Source organism: Ensifer sp. ENS10 (assembly GCF_014852025.1).
In the GTDB taxonomy this organism is placed as follows: Bacteria; Pseudomonadota; Alphaproteobacteria; order Rhizobiales; family Rhizobiaceae; genus Ensifer.
The window spans coordinates 335,183-360,636 of the sequence record NZ_JACVAS010000003.1 but is presented as its reverse complement, the minus strand read 5'-3'; the positions used below and the strand labels follow the sequence as shown (position 1 = coordinate 360,636).

Below are 25,454 nucleotides of genomic sequence, written 5' to 3'. Positions count from 1 at the left end.
AGCTGCGCCTCAAGCTCGAAACAGGCCACGATGGCCAAAGAGGGGATGTCGTGCGCCGATGGCACTCGGCTCGATGTGGTATCTGGCGACTATCGCGACTTCTTCTCGGGAGCCGAAAATCAAGGGAACGCGCTCGTGCAAGTCGGACGGGGTAATGTCGAGTATGCGCGATGTTCCATCAGTCGATGCACCTCCAGCCTGTTCGATCAGCATGGAAATAGGGTTCGCTTCGTATGAAATCCGCAGCCGGCCGTTCTTGTATCCCCGACGCTCATCTCGGGGATAGAGAAAGACGCCGCCATGAATCAGGATCCGATACGCTTCGGCGACGAGCGACGCGTTCCAGCGCATGTTGAAATTCTTGCTTCGAACTCCACTCTGGCCCTGCAGGCAATCGTCGACGTAGCTTCGGACTGCTGTGTCCCAGTGACGGTAGTTGGAGGCATTTATGGAAAAGACCGCCGTTTCCTGCGGAATGACCGCTGATGGGACGCTTTCGACGAAGGTCCCCATCTTTTGGCTGAATGTGAAAATAGAGGTGCCCCGCCCCGTAGTCAGAACTAGCGAAAGCTGCGGCCCATAGATGAAGAAGCCGGCGGCGAATTGGCGGGATCCCTGCTGGCGAAATGTGGCGACGGGATCGCCGAGGTTCGGCAGGATCGAGAAGATGGTGCCGATCGACAGATTTGCCTTTATGTTGCTCGATCCGTCTAGCGGATCGATCGCAATCGCCAACGGAGACGAGGGGTCGATGACTATCTCGGCGGTCTGCTCTTCGCTTGCGTAGTATGCCAGGCCCGCCTTCCTCGCGGCGTTTAGAAAGAGATCATCGGCGTAAAGATCGAGTTCGTGCTGAATGTCGCCGTCACTGTTTTCAGTGTGGGGAATGCCCGCGTTTTCCGACTGGTAGAGACCATCGGAAATGGCATGCCGAAGAAAGACGGCGGCGATAGCCAGGCAGCGAACCGTTCCCGCGATGTGCGGAGCGTGCGCTGTGCGCCCATTTTCTAAAGATGCCAGATACGCGTCGAGCGTGGCTGCTGGTTTCACGAAATCACCTCCCCGTGTCTTCAACCTCGGCGAGAACAATTCCGTGAAACCGCAGCTTAGGAAATTTTATTATTGTTACAACCGGAGTAAATTTTTCTAATATGGACGCATGAGAAACATCACGCTTCGCCATCTCCGGTCAGTTCTGGCCGTGCATGAAACCGGGAAAATATCGCGGGCGGCCAATAGCTTAGGGCTAACAGGGCCGGCAGTGACCTTGCAGCTTCAGCAAATGGAGCAAGAGCTCGGCGTCGCTTTATTCGAGCGCCTTTCGGAAGGGATGCGTCCAACCGCCGCAGGTCAAGCAGTGATTGATGCGGCAGGCTCGATCGAGGAGAGATTGCGAATTCTCGGTGAAGAGATCTCAATGATTGCCAAGGGTCGAAAGGGGGCACTCAAATTAGGCGTTGTTTCGACCGCGAAGTATTTCGCGCCACGCCTTATGGCGGCGTTTCAGACGCAAAACCCTGACATCAGCATGGATCTCATAGTCGGCAATCGAGGCGAGACCATACGTTCTCTGCAGGAGCGTAATGTCGACATCGCACTGATGGGGCGGCCGCCCCGAGGTTTACCAGTTGATGCTCAAGTCTTCGGAGACCACCCTCTGGTAATAGTCGCGAATGAGAGTCATCGCCTTGTCGGGCGACGGGATATCACCAAGGAAGAGCTTGCGGCAGAGCATTTTCTAATCCGGGAACCCGGATCGGGAACACGGATCTCGCTCGAAATATTCTTCTCGGGCGTGCCCGGCCGTTTCGAGCACGCCGGTTCCGAAATGGCATCGAATGAGACCATCAAGCAAGCAGCGATCGCCGGTCTCGGCATCGCCTTCATTTCCGCGCATACTATCGAACTCGAGGTCGCGGCAGGGCGACTATTCATTCTTGACGTTGTCGGACTGCCCATCCGACGCGAGTGGTACTCAGTATGGAGAAACGACCGGATTTTCACCCCGACGATGGCGGCTTTCAACCGCTTCTTAGCCAAGGAGGGGGCGAAGTACCTTCCCGTCGCGACCAAGCCCTATTCCCTCACTTCGCTCGGGATGACCTGAAGGTAGCTGGATACCTATTTTCCGGTTCAATGCTGAGCGGTGCGCGGCGCGACGGCTCCAAATGAAATCGGACTAGCTGAAAAAAGAGGGCCGCTGCTGTGAACAAACGGCCCGTGAAGTTTGTCTTGAAGGTTGATGCCGCGGGGAAAAGGAGCCGTGGCAGCATGATCACCACTACAGAGGAAATGAGACAGTGATGACTTTAGAACCCTACGCTGTATAGCGCATCTGCAACACTATACATGAGTGTAGCTGTGGCGCTCTGCCGCATCCACGTGTTTGAAACCGGGGGACGACGCCTCATTGCGGTGGCGGGCTTTCTGTTCGGAGGGGGCGTAACGAGCCGCATCTTCGCGAGCGGCGCACTCACGTGGGTCAACGACAACGGTGGATGTCGTGGGAGAGGAGGGGAATCCGATCTCGGCAGCTGCCGACTAAACGTGCGATGGAAACGAAACGGGGCAGACTGAATGCCTGCCCCGTTTCCTTTATTGATGACTTAATGCGTCGTCATCATTTGGACGACTTCATCGGTAGTCCAAAGTCCGTTCGCCATGTATCGGAAGTTGACGAGGGCGGCCCCGTAGCCGTCACCCTCAGGCAGTTTAGTCGAGGCGACTGCATCTCGCACGACGGCTACTTCGAACCCTTCCTCGAGGAATTCGCGAAGATGGGATTCGACGCACATGTTCGCGAGCATTCCTGCGAGGATAATCTGTGTCACCCCTTGCTTGCGGAGCTGGAACGTGAGGTCATTCACCTGTGGGCCGTACAACTTGTGGGGAGAGGCGATGATGGTCTTGTCGTCCTCGATGTACTTCTTGAAATCTGACAGGAAGTCGGCGCCGGATCCTTCGAAGCCGTCCAGCGTGTAAGGTCCCTTGCGGTCGAAGACACCAGCGTCATGCTGGAAGATTTCGAGGGGCCCCTGCACCTTCCAGGTATGATCCCAGTGGTAATAGTGGTGGGGCGAAATCGCGACAACCATTCCGGCCTGTTTGGCGGCGGCGAAGAGCTGGTCAAGATGGGGAACGACCTTGTGCTCGGTGACACTTTCGCCAACGACTGGCCATGCGAGGCCTTTAGGGCTCATGAAGTCGTTCTGGGGATCGATCACCACGAGAGCCGCTTTTGATACGTCGAGTTTCATGTTGCCCTTCGTCAGAGCAGGTTTCTCGGGATCTTTATACGGATCGTTGGCAGTTTGCGCGTTGGCGGCCGCGCTGGCTCCAAGAAGAGCTGCGCCAGCGAGGACGGCTGCGGCAAATTTCCTGAGTGATTTGGTTTTCGGGCTAAACACGTAACTGCCTCCATCTAGGGTTACTAAGCAAGCAACAGTAACGCTATGCAGAATTATCCGAATTCTACACAAGTGCTGCGTATCAATTCTTGCCTATGTTTTCAATGTACGGACCGTACCGCTCGGACACAAGTAAACCTTAGTTTGGGTATGGCGCTCTTATCCGAGCCTGGGTCCAGTTTTAAGCCGATCCCCGGGGCGGGCGTCGTCCGGAATGGACTGTACGAGACGATTAACGAGGAGTAGCTTCCATTAGAAAGTTGTCATGAGGTGAGGGCAGCGTGGGGCGGTAAACGCGCCGGCTGGAGTTCCGAGTGGAAGAACTGGCGACACTTTGGGAAGATGAGGAATTCGTCCTGACCCGCCGAAGGTCACAGGATCGCCGCTTGTTGTTAGTACGAGCGACGGCATCGGCGCGACCGAGGGCGACAACTATAGCGCGGCTAGATCACGCTTACGCTCTTCGGGCCGAGTTGGAGCCATTGTGGGCTGCTCGGCCCGTCGCGCTTGAGCGGCGTGGCGGAAGGTCCGAGCTTTTGATGGAGGACCCGGGCGGCGAAGTTCTTGCGCGCTTGATCGGGGAACCGTGGGAACTCCAGCCATTTCTTCGGGTTGCCATCGACTTGGCCGGGGCGCTAACCCGCCTGCACCGCCGCGGCCTCATACACAAGGATATTAAACCATCAAACGTTTTGGTCGACGTCGACCGGGGCGGGCTTTGGTTGATGGGCTTTGAAATAACCTCTCGTGTACCGCGCGAAAGAAGGTCACCTGAGCCGCCCGAGATAATTGCGGGCACGCTGGCCTACATGGCACCTGAGCAAACGGGCCGGATGAACCGGTCGATCGATGCTCGAAGCGATCTATACTCCCTTGGAATCACTCTGTACGAAATGCTTACCGGAGCGCTGCCGTTCACGGCTAGCGATCCCATGGAGTGGGTTCATTGCCACATTGCGCGTCAGCCCACGCGCCCAGATGAGCGCGTCGCAGGTATCCCCAAGCCGGTGGCGGACATCATAATGAAGCTGCTCGCGAAGACTGCTGAGGAGCGTTACCAGACCGCGGCAGGCGCGGCCAGCGATCTGGAACACTGCCTAAAGTGTTGGGAGACGGATCACCGGATCGAGCCTTTCCGGCTGGGTTCTCGCGATATTCCAGACCAGTTGCTGGTCCCCGAAAAGCTTTATGGGCGCGAAGCTGAAGTTGGGATGCTGGTCTCAGCGTTCGACAGAGTGGTAAGAGAGGGCTCATCGGAAATCGTGCTAGTGTCCGGCTACTCCGGGATAGGCAAATCCTCCGTTGTTAATGAGCTCCAAAAAGTCCTGGTTCCGCAGCGCGCTCTCTTTGCCTCCGGGAAATTCGATCAGTATAAGCGCGACATTCCTTACGCGACCTTGTCGCAGGCGCTCCAAGGTCTCGTACGTCAACTGTTGAGCAAGGACGACGCCGAACTCTCGCGGTGGCGTTTCGAGCTGCGGGAGGCGTTGGGGGCGAGCGGATCACTGATGGTCACCCTCATTCCGGAGCTCGCTCTCATTGTGGGTAATCAACCGTCTGTCGTTGAGCTGCCTCCACTCGAAGCTAAGACGCGGTTCCAACAGGTATTTCGGCGCTTTCTAGCGGTGTTCGCGAGCGACGAGCACCCGTTGACATTATTCCTCGACGATCTGCAGTGGTTGGACAGGGCAACTCTCGATCTATTCGAGCATCTCGGCAGTCATTCGGAGGTGCGTCATCTCTTGCTGATTGGGGCATATCGAGACAACGAAATTGATCCGTCGCATCACCTGGCTCGAACCCTGGATGCAATCCGACACGCCGGGGGCAGAATTCAGGAGATCATGCTTACACCTCTTACTAGGGCCGATATCGGGCATCTGATCGTTGACGCGCTGCACTGCACCCCTGCGACGGCTAAGCCGCTCGTTCAACTCCTTCACGAGAAAACGGGCGGGAATCCATTTTTCGCGATCCAGTTCTTAACTGGCCTCGTCGAAGAAGGGTTAGTCGCGTTTGACAACGACAAGGCAGCCTGGACCTGGGATTTGGCGAGCATTGGAGCTAAAGCCTATACCGAGAACGTCGTCGATTTCATGGCTGCAAAGCTGCGCCGCCTACCCGAAAGGACACGTGACGCCTTAGGGAAGCTCGCATGCGTAGGCAACAGCGCGCAGATCGGTACACTGAGCACCGTCTTGGAAATTTCTGAGGCCGAGGTCGACAGCATGCTCTGGGGCGGGGTGCGCGCAGGCATGGTCTCGCGTGTGGAGGGGACCTACACCTTTATCCACGACCGTGTTCACGAGGCGGCCTACACTCTAATTCCCCTGAACGAAAGAGTTTCGCTTCACGTGCGAATCGGGAGAACACTCGTATCCCGCACCCCGCCTGAGGAGTGCAACGCTAAAATCTTCGAAATGGTCAATCACCTCGATCGCGGTCTGGAGCACATTCAAGCTGCCGAAGAGCGGGAGCAGGTGGCGGAGCTTAATCTGCGCGCAGGCAAGCGAGCGAGGACATCGACTGCCTATGCGTCCGCCTTAAAGTATTTCGCGGCCGGCCGCTCCCTCTTGCGGGACGACTGCTGGAACAGTCAGTACTCGCTTGCGTTCGAGCTGGAGTTACACCTGGCCGAATGCGAATTTCTGACAGGCGACCTACCTACAGCCGAACGGCGGCTGACCGAGCTCCTTCCTTACGCAAAAACCATAGTAGACAAAGCTGGTGTAACCCATCTGCAGACCGCACTCTACCTGACCCTTGACCGACCGGATCGCGCAATCGACGTGGGGCTCGCGTACCTCCGACACGTCGATATCGATTGGTCGGCTGACCCAGCCGACGGATTGGTAAGTGCTGAGCTCGAGAGAATTTGGGGACTTCTCGACCTCCGTCCTATTGAACAGCTTATCGATCTTCCGCCAATGGTCGATCCCAGTTGGCGGGCGACAATGGACGTGCTTTCGGGTATGTTTGCGCCAACCCTGCTCACTCAAAGCAATCTTTACGATCTCATCGTGCTTCGAATGACGACACTCAGTCTGGAGCACGGGAACTGTGATGCCTCTTGCTATTCCTACGCACACATCAATCGAGTCTTGGGCTTCCGTTTCGGAGAATACCAGTCTGCTTTCCGTTTTGGAAAGCTGGCCTGTGACCTCATCGAGAAACGCGGCCTGCGTCGTTTCGAGGCGCGCGTCTATGCTTCCGTTGGTGCTTTCGCTCTTCCCTGGGCCGGAGATCTGCTCGTCAGCCGCGAGTTCATAAAGCGCGGTTTCGATCTCGCAGATGCCGCGGGCGATTTGACGTACGCAGTCTTTGGATTCAAAAATCTGATCACGAACTTGCTGGTCTCGGGATTGCCGTTGGACGAGGTGCAACGTGAAGCGGAACGAGGGCTCGAATATGCTCGCAAAGCGCGGTTTGGTTTTGCAGTCGATTGGTTTTCGGGGCAGCTCATGTTGCTACGGGCGCTCCGTGGCGCGTCATTGGATCTCAATTCGTTGGACAACGAAGGTTATGGTGACAAAACATACGAGCGTCATTTAAGAGACCAGCCTCCTCTTGCACTTTGCGCCTGCACCTACTGGCTTCATAAGCTGCAGGCCTGTGTGCTGTCCCGAGACATCGCGGCTGGCATAGATGCAATAGCCAATGCCACCCCGTTGTTGTGGTCGACCAGGGCCTTCCTGGAAGCCGCCGATTTTCATTTCTACGCCGCACTTGTGCACGCGTCGGCTTGCGACCTCACGACGGGCGAGGAGCGAGGTCAGCACCTGGCCTCCCTCCTCGATCACCGGAGGCAAATATTGGAGTGGGCAGAAAATTGTGCGGAGAGCTTCGACAACCGGGCCGCGTTGCTTAATGCCGAGATCTCGCGTTTACAAGGACGAGATCTCGACGCTATGCGATTTTACGAGACCGCAATCCGATCGGCACACGACAACCGATTCATCCAAAACGAGGGACTGGCGCACGAACTTGCGTCAAGATATTACCAATCACGCGACTTCGCCACGATCGCCGACACCTATCTCCGCAACGCGCGGTCCTGCTACCTCCGTTGGGGTGCAATAGCCAAGGTCCGGCAACTGGATCATCAATATGCGCACCTGCGACTGGAGACTGGCCAGTCGGTAGGAGTTTCCACCATCGCCGCCCCGGTCGAGCAATTGGATCTCGCCACTATATTAAAAGTCTCCCAAACCGTAGGAGGTGAAAACGACCTGGAGAAATTGATCGAGACGCTCATGCGAGCCGCTCTCGAGCATGCCGGCGCTGAAAGAGCGCTGTTGATCCTGCCGTTGGGTGACGAACTGCGAATAGCAGCAGAGGCGTGTGGAAGCGACGACGTTGTCCTCGTGGAAACTCGGGTCGAGAAACTCCTGAATGTTTCCCTACCGAATGCAATTGTCCAGTATGTTATGCGTACTCATGAAAGTTTGATCCTGGGGGACGCTTCGGCGGAAAGCTCGCTTTTCTCGGATGACTACGTTCGCCGGCAGAAAATTCGCTCCGCCCTCTGTCTGCCGCTCCTCAACGGGGGAAAGTTAACGGGGCTACTTTATCTTGAGAACAACCTCCTTCCCCACGTGTTTACTCCCGCCCGAATGTCGGTCTTGAAACTCCTGGTGCTCCAGGCGGCGATATCTTTGGAAAATACGCGCCTCTACAGTGAACTTCAGGAACGAGAGGCGAGGATCCGGCGCTTGGTGGACGCAAATATCATGGGTGTTTGCATCTGGACTCTTGATGGCGAGATCACCGAAGCTAACGACGCCTTTCTTCACATGTTGAGATGCAGTCGCGACGATCTCCTTTCGGGGCGCGTGCGCTGGAGAGACTTGACGCCTTCCGAATGGCGAGAGGGTGACGAACGTGCCCTTGCTGAAATCCGAGAGAAGGGCTCGGTGCAACCTTATGAAAAAGAGTTCTATCGCATGGACGGTAGCCGCATTCCGGTGCTTCTGGGTGCCGCGTTGTTCGAGAAGGAGTCGACTGAAGGGGTTGCGTTCATTCTGGACTTAACCGATCGCAAAACTGCTGAAGTTGCTCTGATTGAGAGCCAGGAAAATTTAGCGCGCACCGAGCAATTTTCGCTCGTGATGGCGACGCACACGGATCTCGAAGGGCGTTGGCTAAAGGTCCCGCCCACTCTGTGCGAGTTGCTTGGTTATTCGGAAGCCGAATTACTAGGACGCCGTTTCCACGATTTCACTCACCCGGACGACGTTGATTTCGAGTGGTCTCAATGCGAGCGCCTAATCCGGGGCGAGATAAAGTCATTCGATCTCGAGAAACGGTACTTAGCGAAGGGCGGGTCTACCGTCTGGGCCTACCTAAATGCATCCGTTGTCTTGGATGCGAATGGCGCGGCGGTCCATCTTTGCACTTATATTAAGGACATCAGCGAGCAAAAGATACAGGAGTACGCCTTGCGTCAAAGCGAGGAGCGGTACCGGACCCTAACCGAAACCGCGACGGACGTTATACTGGCGATCGACCAACACAGCACGGTGCTCTTTGTCAACAGCGCCGTGGAGAAGGCGTTCGGCTACACCCGAGAAGAGATAATCGGCAAGAAAATCACGTTGCTCATGCCTGAGCGCATGCGGCACCGCCATGCGGAAGCCATTGGTCGCTATCTAAAGACACGCGAGAAACGAATATCGTGGAATGCCGTGTCATTGCCAGGACTTCGCAAGGACGGGAGCGAAATTGATCTGGACGTTTCGTTCGCGGAAGTCGGGGAGGGTAACGACCTCTTCTTCAGCGGTATTTTGCGCGACGTAACTGCTCGCAAGCGCACCGAAGACCGGCTGAGGAAGGCGCAGGACGAACTGGCACACGTTACCCGGATAGCAACGCTCGGGGAAATGAGCGCGTCTATTGCTCACGAGGTGGCGCAACCACTTGACGCTATAGTCACTAATGCCGGCGCGTGTTTGCGCTGGCTCGAAGCGGGAAAATATAAGGAGGCGAGCCGATCCGCCACACGTGTAATTGAGGGAGGCCACCGTGCAAGCGACATCATCGGCCAGATACGAGCGTTGGCCAAAAAAGAACCGCCGAAACGAGAATGGGTCGACGTCAACGAGTCTATCCAGCAAGTTATCGCGTTGGCCCGTGGAGAACTGCAAAGAAGCGGGATAGCGCTTGAGACCCATCTATCTAAGACTTTGCCGATCATCCTAGCAGATCGTATTCAGCTGCAGCAGGTCATATTGAATCTCCTGATGAATGCGATCGAGGCTCTCGCTGGCGTAGAAAAGAATGCGCGCGAACTTCAGGTCCGGTCGGCCCTGAGTGGCACGACTCATATACTTGTAGAGATCCAGGACACCGGGCCAGGGTTTGATCAAGGAACGCTGGACTATTTGTTTGACGCCTTCTTCACCACAAAGACCCAGGGATTGGGCATGGGGTTGGCGATTAGCCGCTCGCTTGTGGAGGCACATGGCGGACGGCTGTGGGCGACCGCAAATATCCCCCGCGGCGCCGTATTTCAGTTTACCCTACCGATTGAACGAGAGTAAGGCTACTAGCGAGACGTCGGCTTGCCACGCTCGCTTCTAATCCACACCGCTCCGTCATAAATTGGGCTACCAACGCTCAGCGAGCCAATATCGCGCTCGGTCCGCTGCGGTTGACAATTACGGTAATGTGAATTACCAAATGTGGCCTTTCTGAATCCTGCAGAGGAAAAAACTTGGTTCCAGCAATGTCGGCCCGTCTGAAACAGCGCCGTGAAGCCATTCTTCGAGCAGCCGCCGAGGTCTTCTTCGAGCAAGGTTATGCCGCCACGAGCATAGACGCGATTATCGAACGGGCGGGCGGGTCAAAGCGCAACATTTACAATGAGTTCGGGAACAAGGAGGGATTGTTCCTGGCGATTGTCACTGAAAATGCAAATACGCTTTTGTCCAGCCTGGTGATCGAGCAACGAGAAAGCCAAGACCTTCATGAGACCCTTAATGCCTTTGGGCAGCGCCTCATGAGCGCTTACATGTCTCCTGCGTTGATAGGAATCTACCGAATAGCTGTTACCGAGTTCAGCCGATTCCCCGACCTTGTGTCGTCATTCTACGACCAAGGGCCCGGCCGGGCAACATTGCGGCTGGCCGAGGTCTTGCAGGACGCACGCGAACGAGGCGAGATTCACGCCGATGACTGCCTCAGGATTGCGGGCCACTTTGTCGGCATGATTCGTGATAACCTTCACTTACAGGTTGTACTGGGACTTCGCCCCCCGCCCTCGGCCAAGGAAACGCGCGAAGCAGTCAAGTCTGCGGTGACTGTGTTTTTGAACGGTGTACGCCCACGAAATACGACAGAATAGGCGACGCGATCACAAACAGATGCAACGCCTTATCACCAAAGATGAGGCCCATCTTTTCTCGCGCCACCCGCCAACTGTTCCCGCCGCCATCGGCTAGGGGTTGTTCCGAAAAACCGCCGAAAGAGGCGGCTAAAATGTGCCTGGTCGGCGAGGCCGCAGTTGAAGGCAATTTCGGCCAACGATTTGTCGGACGCAAGGAGAAGCTCGCTAGCCCGCTCTATCCGCAGTTTCATGATGAAGGTATACGGTGAAAGCCCAAGACGAATGGTGAATGCGCGGGCGAAATGGCTAGGACTGAGGTTCACTTCTGCCGCAAGGTCGCTTACGCGCACGGACGAGTCTATTCGCATTGCCAGAAAGCTCACAACACGCTTCATCTGCCAATCGCAAAGGCCGGTCCTGTCCTGATAGGATGCCCTCGGGTTTGATGGGGCCGGGGAACTTACCCCCCCTTGGATCGAGCCGGTCGCCGGTTGCATCACGTCCTCCCACCTTGCCGCCAACCCATCCAGTAAAGCTGCAAGCAACAATCCCTTCTATCGGACTGTAGTATCTATTACCTATCCTAAGGGCGTAGATTGTCTATTCCAGCGGGGAGGTTTGGAGTGGCAGAATGGTGCCATCAGGTGATGCGGGGGTCTGCTATGGACTGGGCGACCTCTATGGCGATATTGACGACGATGTAGAGAGCGCCGAAGACCATCGAAACGCCGAGTACGGCCGGTAGATCTGAGCTTGTCAGCGACTCCACCATATAGTGTCCGGCTCCGGGCCACGCGAATATCCGCTCAACTATTAACAGGTTCCCAAAAAGAAGGCGGATCTGGAGGCCGAGCATGGCGAGGGGCGCTGACGCTGAATTCCTGAGGCCATGCAAGAGTACCAGCCGAGTTTCGCTAATTCCTTTCCCGCGTGCGGTCCGGATGTAGGGTTGTTGCATGACATCATGAAGCGCTCCCCCCAAGGTCCGCCCAACTGCAACGGCTATCGGGAAAGCCAACGCGAGCGAAGGTAGGAGGATATGGCAAAGCGCATCGAGGGTAATGAATGGATGGCCTGTCAGCAAACCGTCGACGATATGCAGCCCGGTCGGGCCCGAGAACTCCGATTGAGTGAGGCGCCCGCTTCCCGGAAACATCTGCAACTTGAACCAAAAAATGAAAGTTAGTAGCAGGGCGGACAAAAAAATCGGGAAGGAACCGATCGCGATAAGGGCCACCCGTACCGCGCCCGAGCGAGGAAAGACGAGCTGGAGCGAGGCTAATCCAACTGCAAGCACAATCCCCAGGAAGATCGACATGGCCATCAGTTCAAGCGTTGCGGGTAAGTGCCTCGAGATGTCGGCGGTGATCGGTTGGCGGGTTCGGAACGATGTTCCCAAATCTCCTCTTGCCAGACGAAGCAGGAAGCGCCCGTATTGAACCATGATAGGTTCGTCCAGACCCAGTTGCTTCCGAACCAATTCCACGGTTTCTTTCGGGGCGGACGGCCCGGCGACGGCTCTGGCCGGATCCGCGGGAATAACGCTCTGCAAGCAGAACGCGAAAAAGCTCATTACCAGCAAAACGGCTAAGAGTCCGCATAGGTGCCTGCAGGAAGAAGCAAGCAAAGAACCGCCCATGACTTAGCGCCCCCGCAGAGCGGCTCGGAGGCCATCGCCCGCAAGGTTTGCGCACAAACACAGAACGAAGATGACTGACCCAGGAAGCAGGGGCAGCCACCAAAAAACGGTAAGGCTGTCGAGCGAGCGCGCTGTCATGGCGCCAAGCTCCGGCGCCGGGGCGGCTTGACCAAGTCCGAGGAATGACAATAGCGAAATCGTAATCACGATGTTAGCAACGTCGAGGGTTGCTCCCACAATCAAGGCCGGCGTGACCCCGGGCAAAAGGTACCGGAAGACCAGACGCATGCTGCTGACCCCGACCGTGCGAGCCGCCTCGAAATGCGGTCGAACTATTAGTCGCCGGACTTCATCACGGCAGAGGCGAGCGTACCATGGCCACCAAATGATGGCGATCGCAATCATCGTGTTCGTGAGACCGGGGCCAAGCACCGCAATTGTGGCGAGCGCGACGAGCGTCGACGGAAAAATCAGGAAGAAGTCGACCATTCGTTGAAGGAATATGTCCGCCTTTCCGCCAAGAAATCCAGAAAGGACGCCGATCGCCGAGCCCAGAACCGCGCTGAAGAGAATGACGGTCAAGCCGGGGAGCCAGGTGAATTGCACTCCCAGCAAGACCCTAGAAAACAGGTCGCGCCCGATTTCGTCTGTTCCAAACCAGTATTCCGACGAGGGCGGTAGATATCCGTTTGCAACTCGCAGCTGCGGATCGTATGGAGCGAGCCAATCGGCGAAAACGGCAACAAACGTTATGAGCACCATGCCGAATATGCTGACCTTTTCGAGGCGGCCTATGCGTCGAAGGGTGGTGCGCCAGTCCGCGCCAATCCACCTCGGCCCCGGTCTCTTGTCTTCGATCACCGTTTAGCACCTCCGACGAGATTGGTTGCTAACCCCGGCGAGGAAACCAGAGTTGCTAGGGAGCGCGTGTCGGGCTCTACGTCGATGACTATTTCACCCTCTCTTAAGACGGCTATTCGGTCAGCTACGATTCTTGCTGCAGCCAAATCGTGGGTCACGAAGAGCGTGGCCATATCAAGTCGACGTCGAAGGCGACCGAAAAGGTTCAGCATTGCTGCGGAAAGCGATGCGTCCATGGCGCTGATAGGTTCGTCGCATAGCAAGAGCTTGGGCGGAACGACCACAGCTCGCGCAACAACGGCGCGCTGACATTGACCGACTGATAAGTCTGCAGGGAGGACATTCAGCAGCGCCGGCTCCAGCTCCACCATCTCCATAGCCTCTTCAACGCGACGAGTAAGCTCGCGCGGCCGCATCCCGGAGCGACGCAGTCGCTCGCCGATTTGCTCTCCAACGGTTAGCCAAGGTGTCAGGGACGACACGGCATCCTGAAATACAACCTGAGGCCGATCGTCGGTACGGAAGACATAACCACCATCGGGTTGCAGCAAACCGGCGGCGATTTTTAGAAGCGTTGATTTCCCAGCCCCGCTATTTCCGAGCAGAGCAACGCATTCGCCGCGACTGATCGACAGATCGACGGATTTTAAGACGAGCCGAAACTGTGAAGACCAGAAACTCCGTCCGCCGACGGGGAACGATTTCGCGATTTTGAAGAATTTCAGGGCGACGTCGTCCCGGTCGATGTATCTGGCTGGCCACGGTTCGAGCGGCTGTGGTTTCGCAAGATTGTTCGCCCGCCCCGGAAAAAGACATGCGACCAGACCTGGGTGATGTGGGTGTCCCCGAAGGGCAGGGACGCAACTCGCGCATTCGAGCTTGGCGATCGGGCAGCGTGGTACGTAATTACACCCCTGGGAGAACTCAGCAGAGCTGCCGTTCGGGGCAGGCAGAGTTGGCAGGGGATGACGCCGCTCCGTCCTAAGATCGAACCGAGCTGCGAGAAGTCCCGCGGTGTAAGGATGACCGGGATCTTTGATCACATCGCGGATCGGCCCGACTTCGACAACCCGCCCCCCATGAAGAACGACGAGACGGTCCGCTAAGCCGGCCGCCACCCCGAGGTCATGGGTTATGAACAATATTGCGACATTCTGTTCTCTCGCTGCTCGTCGAAGAAGGTCGAGGATTTCGGCTTGAATGGAGGCGTCGAGTGCCGTCGTTGGTTCGTCGGCAATCAGCAATTTCGGTCCAGCCATCATAGCCATCGCGATGAGGACCCTTTGTCGCTGTCCTCCAGACAGGCGATGGGGGAAGGAGGCGGCAATCCCTTTCGCGTCCGGAAGTCCAGTCCGTTGCAACCAGTCCAGGATATCGGGTTCCTTTGTCGATTCGCGCAACTGGTCGCCGATGGTCATCGTGGGATTGAGTGCGCTCAGGGGATCTTGGGGGATCGCTCGCACGATAGTTCGGCGGACTCCACGCAGCCGAACAGGCGACGCGCCCGCAATCTCCTCCCCCGCCAGAAGGATCGATCCGCTCAGGCCCGGCTGGGAGCCCTGGGGCAGCAGCCCTTGGACGGCGTGGCCAATAGTGGACTTGCCAGAGCCGCTCTCGCCGACGATCCCCACGATCTCTCCGGCACCTACCGTCAAGCTAACGTTCTCCAGCACCAACTTCGCAATGCCGTCTCGGTGGAGGGTCACTGAGAGATGTCTGATTGCCAGAACTTCCTCGGACATCGCGGTGCTTCTCAAATTGAGCTTCGGTTCATTTTCGGACACTTGCAAAGTCAATATTGCCAGGCGGAAACACGGGCCGGAGGCCCAGATCGCGCAATCCTTTTATATGGACAACAATGTCGTAGGCGTCGATGAGCGGAATGACGAATCCGGCATCGAAGTACATGTGCCCGGATTGCTCATACAGGGAGTTACGAGCCTTCGGGTCTGCCAGGACGCTGGCTCGGTTAACTAATGCGTCGGCTTCCCGAATCTGGCGACCGTAGAAATTACCCGGCGCGTCTTTCGTGAAGAAAGCTGTGGCTTGGTTTTCCGGATCAGCGGCGTCAGGAGACGAAATCGTCAGCAGCAAATCGGGCGCATCCGGCTTTCCCTTCATGGCGTAAGCTGCTCCCGGCGGCAGAATGTGGGCGTTCGCGTTCACTCCAATCAACGCGAGTTGAGCCATCATCAAATCGGATATACGGCCATAGCTGGGAGCAGCACTGTACAGGCCAAATGTGAGGTTGACGGGCGCATGTTTGGCGATTGTTCTTTTTGCGGCCTCCAAATCGGTAGGGAATACGATCGGTTGTTCCGGTGTGAGCATCATATTCTGGTAGGGTGACTGGGAAACGCTGGCGTATTTGCCAAATGCTTCTCTCACCCATAGATTGGGGTTGATCGCAGTTAATACCGCTCGACGGACCTCTGGATTCTCTAGCGCGGTACCAGGCTTAATGAATAGGCTGAATTGCGTCATACTTGGCTTTGCCGTTATCTCGAGATTGGGAGGCAATCTATCGAGCTGTGCGATCGGATAGTTTTTGGGGACAACATCGATCTCGCCCGCCTGCAGCTTCAAAATCTGCTGAGCTAGATCCGGTATAACCGGCAGCTCAATTCTGTCGAAGAATGGACGCTTACCCCAATAGTCTTTGGACCGCTCCAAAGAATACCGTTCCGCTCGCTTGAACTCCACGAGCGTGTACGGACCTGTACCAGCAGCATGCTCGTTAAGCCATTTTGTGGAGGAGTCGCCGACGTCGTGTTTGTCTAGCGCCTGCGGACTGATCACTTTCGGGCCCCATGGGCTGGCCAGCGAATCCAGCAAGGAAGGTTGAGGCGAATGAAGCCTGAGCACAACGGTATCTTCGTTCTGTGCGCTGATCTCCTTCACGTTCTTGAGAAAATAGCTAAGGACGAGACCCCGATCTCGGCGGCGCTTGAGAGACTTTACGACTGCGTCTGCGTTCATTGGGGCTCCATCATGGAACCGTACCCCTCCCACAAGATGAAAGGTGTAAGTCATTCCGTCTTCCGAAATATCCCACGCTTTGGCAAGCGACCCTGTTACTTTGGTGGAGCCGGACTCGTACTTGACCAAGCCTTCGTAGACATCGTTGACCGCACTTATCGCTGCGATTTCAAAGCCGTTATCCGGGTCGAAAGTCCCGATATCGGAAGAGAGTGGCACCCGTAGGACCTCTCGTTGCTGCGCGTGCGTCGCGAGCCCCAAAAAAACAATAAACACCGCTGATGCACACGCAACGAGAAAAGAAATGAGACGCTTAGGCCTGCTCCGCATGTGGTTGTCCTGTCGGGTTTCTTGCTGGGGCGGATGTTTGCTGCGTTGCAACCTCTGTCTGCATAGCCACTTCCAAAGAAACTAATCCTCAAAGACCATAAATCTTGAAGATTCCTCGCCAGAAATTTGTAGTGGCCCTTGACCGAGCTATGATGAAAGAGAGAGATGAGCTACGGCGTTATGAAATTAAGTCACTGTAGAAAAAGGAAAAATCCAGCCTGGCGTTCGATCTCGTCCTCTGGACATGGCCTGAGTCGTGATTGGAGAACAGAAGCATCTGCGATACAAGGCCTTCACCGCGAACAGAGTGTGATCTAGTATCTGCTTGACGCACTGTCGCCCTACTCGCAGCCACAAGGCGACACGCAGTCAGACTGGGAGGCTCAGATGAAGGCGTCAGTAGCAGAAAGTAAAAAAGCTCCTATCGTGACGCTCGTGGACGACGATTGCGATGTCCGCGAGGCAATGGGCAACTTGCTGGACTCGGTCGGGATAGAGTCTTTGTCATTCGCGTCTGCGCAAGAATTTCTCGCCGCGAAGTTGCCGGACCGACCCGGTTGTTTCGTGCTGGACGTTCGGATGCCGGGGCTGAGTGGCCTAGATCTCCAGCATCATCTGGCGAACAAAGGGATAAATACACCCATCCTGTTCCTCACCGCTCACGGCGACATCGCTATGAGTGTGGAAGCGATGAAGGCCGGAGCGCTCGACTTCCTTACAAAGCCGGTTCGAGATCAAACGTTCTTGGACGCGGTCGTTAAAGCAATATCCACCGACGTTGTGCGGCGGGAGCAGGCTGCTATGTCACGCCTTCATATCGACCGTTATAGGGCGCTGACCGCTCGCGAGCGACAGGTGATGAAGCTAGTGGTGGAAGGGGCGCTTAACAAACAGATCGCCTTCGACCTCGGGATAAGCGAAGTCACCGTTAAGCTCCATCGCAGTAGCATGATGAAGAAAATGCAGGTTAGCTCGGTTCCTCATCTGGTCGGTGCCTGGCAAGCGCTACCCGATGAGTTGAAGACGCGTGATGGCTGAATACCTTCCTACCTGTCGCGCGCGGCGCCATTAGGCTGACGCTTCAATATACGGAGGCCGCGATGGAGGCGATTTCAAGACGCAGCCGCAATCTGCTTGCGATCGCTACGAGCGTCGCCGGGGCGGTGCTCGCCGGCATTTCGCACGAGCCTGCTGGGTTGATGATCGCTATCTCAGCCTCTTGGATTTGTCTCGGTTGGAGGGCCGCGCTGTTGGCTGTTCCCATTGCAACCCTGTTTTTCTCGCTAATTCTCTTCTATCCTGGGCTCTTGCCATTCCCTGCATTATTTGCCGTCGGAGACTGGTACCTGCGCTTGGGAGCCTTTGCGATTTCGGCCCTCGGACTTTGGCTACTTCTGCAGACATTTCGAACGGTCAGCTTTTTTGAGGAGGTCCACCGGCTGGGTCAGCCAACCGCTGAGGACATTCCAGGGCTAGGTTGGTCAGCCTATCCTGACGGGCGCATGCGCTTCGTGAATCCCGCCGGGTTGGATTTCATCGGCATAAGTGCAGAAGAAATGCGTCGGATCATGGATGAGGACCCGCATGCCTGGTGGAAGCTTTTCGTGCATCCAGATGATGCCGAGCGAAACATGGCGCGTTGGGAATATAGCCTGAAAACGGGGGAACCACTTGTGGACGAACAGCGAGTTCGTCGTCATGACGGAACCTATCGGTGGTTCCGCGACTCAGCGGTAGCCTCACGCGACGAGCGCGGGAATATCACGGGTTGGTTCGGGACGACCGTCGATATTGACGATCAAAAGCGAGCAGAGGCGGCACTGCGTACGAGCGAACTTCAATTGCGCAGACTGATTGATACGGTGCCCGCGCTCATCTGGTGTGCGGATCCCGTGGGAAGGCCCTCCTACGTAAACAAGACTCTTGTCAGCTGGTCGGGCCTCTCTCTCGCCGACATAAATACTGGCAACGACCCGGCGTCGATCATTGTCGATACGGCACATCCTGATGATACAAGCCAGGTTGCCGAGGCGTTGATACATTCGTTTTCGACGGGCCAGCCATTTGCCAGCAAATACCGGCAGCGTCGTGCGGACGGGGCGTACAGGTGGATCGACGGAAAGGCAGAGCCGCTGCGCGACGCCGATGGTTCGATCCTACAGTGGTACGGAGTTTGTCTGGATATAACCGAGGAAGTCGAAGCGCACCTGGCGGTTCAAGAACGAGAGCAGGAACTCCGTGTTCTCATCGATACGGTCCCAGCCATGATCTGGTTGATCACCCCGACGGGGGAACCACAATACTTCAACGAACGATTTGTCGAATGGAGCGGCGTTTCTCTTGAGGGCCAGACTGCTTTCAACAGGCCGATCACGCACCTCGAGTTAATTCATCCCGAGGATCGGCAGAAAGTTGCCGGTGCATTCGAACAATCGTTCGCCGCTGGGGAACCGCTACACGTTAAGGCGCGGTTTCGGAGGAACGACGGCGAATATCGATGGGTCGATTCTCGCGTGGAACCACTTCGCGACCAAGCGGGTCAAATCATTAGATGGTACGGAGTTTCTTTCATCATAGAGAAAGAAGTACGGGCGCAAATGGCACTCCGGGAGAGCGAGCGCTACCTGCAGCATCTCATCGATACCGTGCCGGTCGGCATTTTCTTGTCCGATCCGAAGGGCGAACCGATCTATGTGAACAAGCGCCTGATGGAGTATCAGGGGCTCGGGCTGGCCGAGCGCCGTAATCAGAGGACGAAAGCAGTGCGAGACCTTGTACATCCAGACGACCGAGAGGCGGTAGCAAGCCGATTGGCGTATTGTCACAAGGCGGGTCAGTCATTCGCCATGCGCTACCGACAGCAGCGAGGGGATGGCGTGTATCGGTGGGTTGAAGGAAGAAGTGAACCATTTCGCGACGAAAATGGTGTGATAATTCAGTGGTACGGCGTGAACCTAGATGTGGACGACGAGGTCCGCGCGCAGGAAGCGCTGAGATTAGCAGATGAGAGACTGGCGCGCGCCTCCCGAGCTGCCAGCTTGAGCGAGCTTTCAGTATCAATTGCACACGAGCTCAACCAGCCACTCCAGGCGATGGTTTCCAATGCCAATGCCTTTCAGCGTTGGCTTACCGCTGATCCTCCGAACTTTGAGCGTGCTAATCGCAGTGCGTCGTCTGTCATTAGGAACGCCGATGCAGCGGCGCAGGTCGTGGCTCGTATCCGAGCGCTTTTCAAACAAACTGGATCGCGTCGTCAACCCGTCGATTTGAACACCCTCATTGAGGAAGTTTGTGAACTCGCGGGCGACAAACTGATGGGGAACCACATAAAGCTCCAACTCCATCTCGAGCCGAACCTGCCTGAAGCGACTGCGGACCGAGTGCAAATCGAACAGGTAATCCTCAATCTCCTGCGCAACGCGATCGAGTCGATTCAGAAGGCCGGTGCGCGATCCGGCACGCTGACTATAGTCTCGGGGCAGGCGGAAAATGGCATGCTGAGGATCGAATTCCGGGATCAAGGAACGGGCATTGATGATGTGGAACGCATCTTCGATCCCTTCTTCACGACGAAGAATGAAGGTATTGGAATGGGGTTGTCGATTTGTCGCACGATATTAGAGGCGCACGGTGGAAGTATATGGGCTGAAAACTTGAGTTCAAATGGTGCTGCAATTTGCTTCTTGCTTCCGATTTCATCCCGTCGACCGACCGAGTAGATAATCGGCCGACCGAATTTCAGTGTGGAAGCGTGACCTTGAGAAACACGCCCACATTTTGCTGAAGTCCAAAGTATTGCGTCCGGCTTGACAGATGCCAGGTGGAACAACCGTCCCCGCCGATGACGTCTGCCAAGGCGGACGACAGCATGCCCGCAGCACATTCGCTTTCCGTGGATGTCCGGAATCCTGAGTGTCGATCGACACGTTGGGATGCGGGCGGCGGCAGCCAATCTTCGCCGCTTTAATTGTCCGATGGACCTCCTGGTGCGCACCGAGTTCGATGGGCGCCTTCACATTCTTTCCATAAACGGGAAAGCACCACCACGAAAATCCGAGTAGCCAGATAATCAGCCGCCAGATACTGGGTATCGACGTTCTCGCCGGAGTTGGGATTCGAGAGGCCGCCCTTTGTTTTGCAAAGGACGGCCATGGCTGCGCTGCGGCGGTGGTGGGGGGGCCGCCTGGGACGGGGAGGAGAACCGTCCTTGGGAGGTAGATGCGAGCCGTATTTGCTACGATATATGCAAGCGTCCGACCGGGGAACTATACATGTGTTTGTATCGGGGCTGCTTCCATCGAACCCGCCAGAAACTTGGTCGCTCATGGGAGGCAGAGCGGAATGCGTGGCCTGAAGCAGAGCAGACAGTTGATGGCCGCAGCAATCTGGCACTCCGACGCGCGTGCTCCGATGCCACGCCGCAAAGACATCGATGCTCGTCATGTTAAAGGTGCGATCTTGTTCTGAAGAAGAACTCGTAAACCGCGTCAGACGCGACATTCGCGCCTCTGACGGGGACTTGCGTGCAGAGGTGATCCCAGCCTCTTTTTGCCGAAACAGCGAAAAGCAAACCTGATCAACACAGTAGTTCGGACTTTTTCACCAGGTCCGCGAGCGAACTCGCCTCCATTTTGTGCATCACATTCGCCCGGTGTATTTTCACCATGATCTCACTTATGCCAAGTGCATATGCTATCTGCTTGTTCATCAGGCCGTTTGTAACATGATGCATTACCTGTTTTTCCCTCGGAGTCAGGGTGGATGCGTTCTCCTTGATGGCATTTCTCTGGAGGGCAGATTGCCGGCTGCACCTATTTGTCTCGAAGGCTTTCATCACGGCCTCAAGCAATTGCCTGTTGCTGAAAGGCTTCAAGAGAAAGTCAATCGCACCAGCTTTCATTGCCGTGACGCTCATAGGCACATCCGCATGCCCTGTCACAAAGACTATGGGCAGATCGCAGCCGAGCTCTGCCAGGCGGCATTGGAATTCCATTCCACTGATACGAGGAAGGTTCACATCCAAAACGATACAGCCGGGAGCTTCGAGGCAGCCATTCTCAACGAAATCCAAAGCGTCGCCGAAGGCAGTCGACCTGATCCCGGAAGATTCAAGGAGCTCAACCATCGAAAGACGGATATCAAGGTCGTCGTCAATTACAACAACGACTTGTTCTTCAGTCGATGGGGCTTGTTGCTTTAGTTCGGTGGACATCCAGCACTCCTCCACACCACGAACGATGGCTGCGCTACGAATTGTCTCAGGAGGGGCGGCAATTCAGAACTATACGATGGTGTAGTTCCCATCACCAATTGTGGCAGCTTCCTACATACAGTAAATTAGCTGCGTCAGTGACTGGCTGGAAACCAAACAAAAACGCCGGTGCCAACGATTTTCATTATGATGCATCCAGTAATTTCCGTCGTCGTTGGAGGGACGCGCGCCACGCGAAGCAATGGCGCGCTAAACTGGCTGAACTCCGCGTCCATCACCCGCGGAGTGATCCTGCAGACGGCAAGTCAGGCCTTAGTGGTCAGGAGTCGTGAGTTCGGCATCGTTTGTGTCAACAACGAACACTGCGAGAATTTTGGCATCCTCTGTATCACTGGCATTCGCGCTCACCAGGTGGTGATCCCCGGGGACTTCAATCCAGTTTTCCCCAGTCTCGTAAATCTTCAACTTGCCATCGTTGACCTGACTTTTAATGCGTCCCTGTATCACCGTCGCCGAGATGAACGCGCTCTTCGCATGGGTATGCGATGGGTTAGATCCGCCGGGTCCATACTCCACTAAAACCCCGCGCATGCTCTTGCCAGGAACGTTTGGTAGCTTGTGATCGAATATCACAGTGATTTTTGCGTTATGGGGCTTTCCCCCCGCGTAAACGGGCGTCCCAACAATCAATGCAACCGAAAATGCCGCGACGATTGACTTCAACATCAAGTGTCTCCTTAAGAAAAAGCTTTGCAAATTGGATGCTATCCGTCGCTCATCCCCAGGCTAGTTATACGTTCGTTTCACAAGAACTTCGCTCAAAGAAGATCACCGGAGGGACTCAAAACGGTGCTCGAGCTAGAACGCTCTGGGCCGGCTCGAACCCCGCCAAGTCAAATCTGGAGCGATCCCTGGAGCAGTCCCTGTCTAAACGGCGCGTCCCGAAAACGAATAGCTGATCATTTATGCCAAGGATTCGGGCAACGACTTCGATGACAAAAAGGACCCGCTCACCGCAATGCCGCGGGAGCGGGGCCGGAGCCTTTAAACAGCGGTAAAAAACGACCGCGCCGACGTCGCTTCCATCTATTCTGAACCTGGAACTTGGCTGTTCAAGGGACGATAACGAAGTCTGGATTTGCGATGGCGAACGCTGCGTCCCGATCGGCCGCAGGAGGATATATGCACAGCTTGTTGATGTGCTTTTTCAGCTTCTTGGCATCTTGGTGTGTGACTTGGACTTCGCGCTCCCGCCCTTCGGTGTAAAGCGCTCCCCAATCGCCCAGATCGAGACAGGTCACATATCTCGGCTGGCGATACGGATGAAGGTTCAGACCAATCAATTCGGCGGCGGCGTTATACCCCGCCACCCGGCCCAGGCTCAGTGCGTGCTGACACGACATCACGCTGGAATTTCCACGGTCGTCCGTGGCGGCATTGGCAGCGTCTCCGGTCACGAAAATTCCCTTTCCGGCGGGTGCGCGGAGAAATGCGTCGCAAATTACTCGACCTAGCCGGTCGTGCTTTCCAGGTATCTGCGCCGTGATCGGACTGGCACGCATTCCGGCCGTCCAGATCACAGTGTTCGTGCCGATACATTCGCCCGAGGACAAGGTGACTAGATTGGCTTCGATCGCTGTGACATGGACTCCGGGCCGGGTTTCTATTCCGCCTAGAGCCAATGCCTCTTGAATGAAGGGCAGGGCCTCTTCGCCCATTGATAAACCCACCGCGTCGGCAGCATCCACGAGGACGATGCGAAAGTCAGCGTTTTCGCCGAGCGCGGAACGCAGCCGAAGAGGCATTTCAGTCGCGGTCTCCAGACCGGTCAACCCGCCTCCAGCGATCACGACCGTATCTCGCGCTATGCCAGCTGGTCGTTGGCGAAGCCCTTTCAGATGCCCGTCAAGCCTCTCCGCTGCCTCAAGCTGGTCAATGTCAAACGCGTATTCCTCAAGACCCGGGACGGCCGGCTTAAACACCTCGCTTCCCGTCGCGAGTACGAACCGGTTGTAAGCCAGCGTCTCTCGGCTACCATCGTTTCTCGCAACGATGAGGGTCTTTGCTTTGGCGTTGATGGTCTCCACTACACCGCCTACGTGGCGGACCCCGACGACCTCCAGCAGATCGCCAACTGCGGGGTTCATGTTATCGATCCCAGCTTCGTAGAGCCGCGGACGAATGGTTAGGTGGGGGGTTGGCGAGACAATGCTGATGTCTACGTTATCTTCGTCGCCGGTGAGCGAAACGGCGCGCGCAGCGGATATGGCCGCCCACAATCCGGCAAAACCGCAACCACCGATTATGATCTTCTTCGTCATTAATTTTCCTTACGTGGGCTCTCTGACCGGGTGCGACGATCCCGATCACTCCAAAAGCGTTCGAACCCACCTGCAATCTCATCGCGCGACGAGAGGCAGTGGGCCTGGTCAGGCGACCTGCTGCGCGGTGACCCAGCCAATATTCCGGCCGATCTCGACGAGGGCGCTCACCAGTGCGCGCATGTCCTCTTCCGTGTGAAATGGAGTAGGAGTGATGCGCAATCGTTCCTGGCCTCGTGCCACGGTCGGATAATTGATGGGTTGAACGTAGATGCTATACTCTTCCAGCAGCTGTTGGCTGATCGTGCGGCATAGATGCGCATTGCCGACGATGACGGGTAGAATGTGGCTCGGGGTATCGAGAACCGGCAGTCCAGCGTCGGCAAGCATGGCTTTCAACCTCGCGGCGTTGGCTGCCTGGCGGCCTCGTTCCTCCGGATGCTGCCTGACATGTTGGACGGCGGCCAGAGCGCCGGCTGCCAAGTGCGGGCAGAGAGAGGTGGTGAAGATGAAACTATCCGCCATACTGCGGATGACGTCGATCAGTGCTGCCGGTCCCGCGACATAGCCGCCAATAACACCAAAGGCCTTCGCAAGAGTGCCTTCGATCACTGTGAGGCGCTCCGCGAGGCCGTCGCGTTCAGCAATGCCTCCACCCCGAGGTCCGTACAATCCAACCGCATGCACTTCGTCCAAATAGGTTATCGCACCGTGCTTCTCGGCCACATCGCAGATAGCCGCGATCGGAGCTATGTCGCCGTCCATGCTGTAAACGCTTTCGAAGGCAACGATCTTCGGTCGCGTGGGATCGACAGCGCTCATGAGTTCGTCAAGATGCGCGGCATCATTGTGACGGAAGATAAATCGCTCGGCACCGGACCTCCGGATGCCCTCGATCATGGAGTTGTGGTTTAAAGCGTCCGAAAATATGGCGCAGTCCGGAAGGACGCGCCCAAGCGTACCGAGGGCTGCCAAGTTCGAGATCCAGCCGGATGTAAAAATCAGTGCGGCTTCCTTGCCATGCAAATCGGCAAGTTCGGTTTCCAGGGCGACATGGTGCCGATTGGTCCCAGAGATGTTTCGCGTACCGCCCGTGCCGGCACCGGATCGATCAATCGACTTGTGCATCGCGTCGAGCACATCGGGGTGCTGGCCCATTCCTAAATAGTCATTGCTGCACCAAACGGTAACGCGCCTGGTGCCGCCTTCCGGCCTATGCCACAGCGCAGTCGGGAATTCGCCCGCAATGCGCTCGAGTTCGGCGAAGGTACGATAGCGCCCGTCAAGCTTCATTTCCGAGAGGAGGGCTTGGAACCGCTTATTATAGTCCATGATACACCTGTCCTGTTCGTGGAACCGCGATTGCGTCCATTTAACGAAG

The 25,454-nt window shown here is 56.3% G+C and carries 16 protein-coding genes; 5 read left to right on the top strand and 11 right to left on the bottom strand.

Annotation, left to right across the window (positions count from 1 at the left end; all coding sequences use genetic code 11):
* Positions 1 to 9 precede the first annotated feature (9 nt).
* On the bottom strand, positions 10 to 1,050 hold the full coding sequence (locus IB265_RS14860; protein ID WP_192371155.1) for a class 1 fructose-bisphosphatase: 1,041 nt from the start codon (positions 1,048 to 1,050) through the stop codon (positions 10 to 12).
* Between the two features lie 109 nt (positions 1,051 to 1,159).
* Between IB265_RS14860 and IB265_RS14855 the strand changes: the two genes are divergently transcribed.
* Positions 1,160 to 2,107, top strand: a complete 948-nt coding sequence (locus tag IB265_RS14855) for a LysR family transcriptional regulator (protein WP_192371156.1) — start codon at positions 1,160 to 1,162, stop codon at positions 2,105 to 2,107.
* Between the two features lie 499 nt (positions 2,108 to 2,606).
* Here the strand turns inward: IB265_RS14855 and IB265_RS14850 are convergent, their stop codons facing one another.
* Entirely contained in the window at positions 2,607 to 3,407 is an 801-nt protein-coding gene (locus IB265_RS14850) for an isochorismatase family cysteine hydrolase (RefSeq protein WP_309140342.1), read from the bottom strand.
* A 314-nt stretch (positions 3,408 to 3,721) separates the two neighbouring features.
* On the opposite strand from IB265_RS14850, the gene IB265_RS14845 reads away from it, so the two are divergent.
* Both IB265_RS14845 and IB265_RS14840 read left to right on the top strand, forming a co-directional pair.
* Positions 3,722 to 9,946: a PAS domain S-box protein gene (locus IB265_RS14845; RefSeq protein WP_309140341.1), complete on the top strand. Its 6,225-nt coding sequence runs from the start codon at positions 3,722 to 3,724 to the stop codon at positions 9,944 to 9,946.
* A gap of 173 nt (positions 9,947 to 10,119) precedes the next feature.
* A complete protein-coding gene (locus tag IB265_RS14840; protein WP_246805948.1) occupies positions 10,120 to 10,749 on the top strand; it encodes a TetR/AcrR family transcriptional regulator in 630 nt (209 codons plus the stop codon).
* 32 nt (positions 10,750 to 10,781) lie between these two features.
* Here the strand turns inward: IB265_RS14840 and IB265_RS37765 are convergent, their stop codons facing one another.
* The 5 genes from IB265_RS37765 to IB265_RS14815 form a co-directional block, all read right to left on the bottom strand.
* Entirely contained in the window at positions 10,782 to 11,099 is a 318-nt protein-coding gene (locus tag IB265_RS37765) for a helix-turn-helix domain-containing protein (protein WP_375293069.1), read from the bottom strand.
* Between the two features lie 272 nt (positions 11,100 to 11,371).
* Positions 11,372 to 12,370 (bottom strand): ABC transporter permease, encoded by a 999-nt coding sequence (locus IB265_RS14830; RefSeq protein ID WP_246805947.1) that lies wholly within the window; start codon positions 12,368 to 12,370, stop codon positions 11,372 to 11,374.
* Between the two features lie 3 nt (positions 12,371 to 12,373).
* Positions 12,374 to 13,231, bottom strand: a complete 858-nt coding sequence (locus IB265_RS14825) for an ABC transporter permease (RefSeq protein WP_309140340.1) — start codon at positions 13,229 to 13,231, stop codon at positions 12,374 to 12,376.
* Positions 13,228 to 14,973, bottom strand: coding sequence for an ABC transporter ATP-binding protein (locus IB265_RS14820; RefSeq protein ID WP_192494866.1), 1,746 nt, complete (start codon positions 14,971 to 14,973; stop codon positions 13,228 to 13,230). Before IB265_RS14820 ends, IB265_RS14825 begins: the two co-directional genes overlap by 4 nt.
* A gap of 28 nt (positions 14,974 to 15,001) precedes the next feature.
* The gene (locus IB265_RS14815) at positions 15,002 to 16,540 is read right to left on the bottom strand and encodes an ABC transporter substrate-binding protein (protein WP_192371159.1); all 1,539 of its coding nucleotides are present in this window, start codon (positions 16,538 to 16,540) and stop codon (positions 15,002 to 15,004) included.
* A 387-nt stretch (positions 16,541 to 16,927) separates the two neighbouring features.
* On the opposite strand from IB265_RS14815, the gene IB265_RS14810 reads away from it, so the two are divergent.
* On the top strand, positions 16,928 to 17,578 hold the full coding sequence (locus tag IB265_RS14810; RefSeq protein ID WP_192371160.1) for a response regulator transcription factor: 651 nt from the start codon (positions 16,928 to 16,930) through the stop codon (positions 17,576 to 17,578).
* A gap of 62 nt (positions 17,579 to 17,640) precedes the next feature.
* Positions 17,641 to 20,259 carry a PAS domain-containing protein gene (locus tag IB265_RS14805; RefSeq protein WP_192371161.1) on the top strand — a complete coding sequence of 873 codons (2,619 nt, stop codon included), beginning with the start codon at positions 17,641 to 17,643 and terminating at the stop codon, positions 20,257 to 20,259.
* Positions 20,260 to 21,116: 857 nt separating this feature from the next.
* Here the strand turns inward: IB265_RS14805 and IB265_RS14800 are convergent.
* From IB265_RS14800 to hemA, 4 genes are all read right to left on the bottom strand, one after another.
* The gene (locus IB265_RS14800; protein ID WP_192371162.1) at positions 21,117 to 21,752 is read right to left on the bottom strand and encodes a response regulator transcription factor; all 636 of its coding nucleotides are present in this window, start codon (positions 21,750 to 21,752) and stop codon (positions 21,117 to 21,119) included.
* A gap of 312 nt (positions 21,753 to 22,064) precedes the next feature.
* Positions 22,065 to 22,478 (bottom strand): cupin domain-containing protein, encoded by a 414-nt coding sequence (locus tag IB265_RS14795; RefSeq protein ID WP_192371163.1) that lies wholly within the window; start codon positions 22,476 to 22,478, stop codon positions 22,065 to 22,067.
* A gap of 386 nt (positions 22,479 to 22,864) precedes the next feature.
* Entirely contained in the window at positions 22,865 to 24,073 is a 1,209-nt protein-coding gene (locus IB265_RS14790) for an NAD(P)/FAD-dependent oxidoreductase (RefSeq protein WP_192371164.1), read from the bottom strand.
* A 108-nt stretch (positions 24,074 to 24,181) separates the two neighbouring features.
* Positions 24,182 to 25,405, bottom strand: a complete 1,224-nt coding sequence (gene hemA / locus IB265_RS14785; protein ID WP_192371165.1) for a 5-aminolevulinate synthase — start codon at positions 25,403 to 25,405, stop codon at positions 24,182 to 24,184.
* Positions 25,406 to 25,454 lie beyond the last annotated feature (49 nt).

Bases quoted from the DNA above. Each gene is read 5' to 3' on its own strand.
- IB265_RS14855 (WP_192371156.1), top strand. From the start codon at position 1,160: ATGAGAAACATCACGCTTCGCCATCTCCGGTCAGTTCTGGCCGTGCAT.
- IB265_RS37765 (WP_375293069.1), bottom strand. From the start codon at position 11,099: ATGCGAATAGACTCGTCCGTGCGCGTAAGCGACCTTGCGGCAGAAGTG.
- IB265_RS14830 (WP_246805947.1), bottom strand. From the start codon at position 12,370: ATGGGCGGTTCTTTGCTTGCTTCTTCCTGCAGGCACCTATGCGGACTC.
- IB265_RS14820 (WP_192494866.1), bottom strand. From the start codon at position 14,973: ATGTCCGAGGAAGTTCTGGCAATCAGACATCTCTCAGTGACCCTCCAC.
- IB265_RS14815 (WP_192371159.1), bottom strand. From the start codon at position 16,540: ATGCGGAGCAGGCCTAAGCGTCTCATTTCTTTTCTCGTTGCGTGTGCA.
- IB265_RS14810 (WP_192371160.1), top strand. From the start codon at position 16,928: ATGAAGGCGTCAGTAGCAGAAAGTAAAAAAGCTCCTATCGTGACGCTC.
- IB265_RS14805 (WP_192371161.1), top strand. From the start codon at position 17,641: ATGGAGGCGATTTCAAGACGCAGCCGCAATCTGCTTGCGATCGCTACG.
- IB265_RS14800 (WP_192371162.1), bottom strand. From the start codon at position 21,752: ATGTCCACCGAACTAAAGCAACAAGCCCCATCGACTGAAGAACAAGTC.
- IB265_RS14795 (WP_192371163.1), bottom strand. From the start codon at position 22,478: ATGTTGAAGTCAATCGTCGCGGCATTTTCGGTTGCATTGATTGTTGGG.
- IB265_RS14790 (WP_192371164.1), bottom strand. From the start codon at position 24,073: ATGACGAAGAAGATCATAATCGGTGGTTGCGGTTTTGCCGGATTGTGG.
- hemA (WP_192371165.1), bottom strand. From the start codon at position 25,405: ATGGACTATAATAAGCGGTTCCAAGCCCTCCTCTCGGAAATGAAGCTT.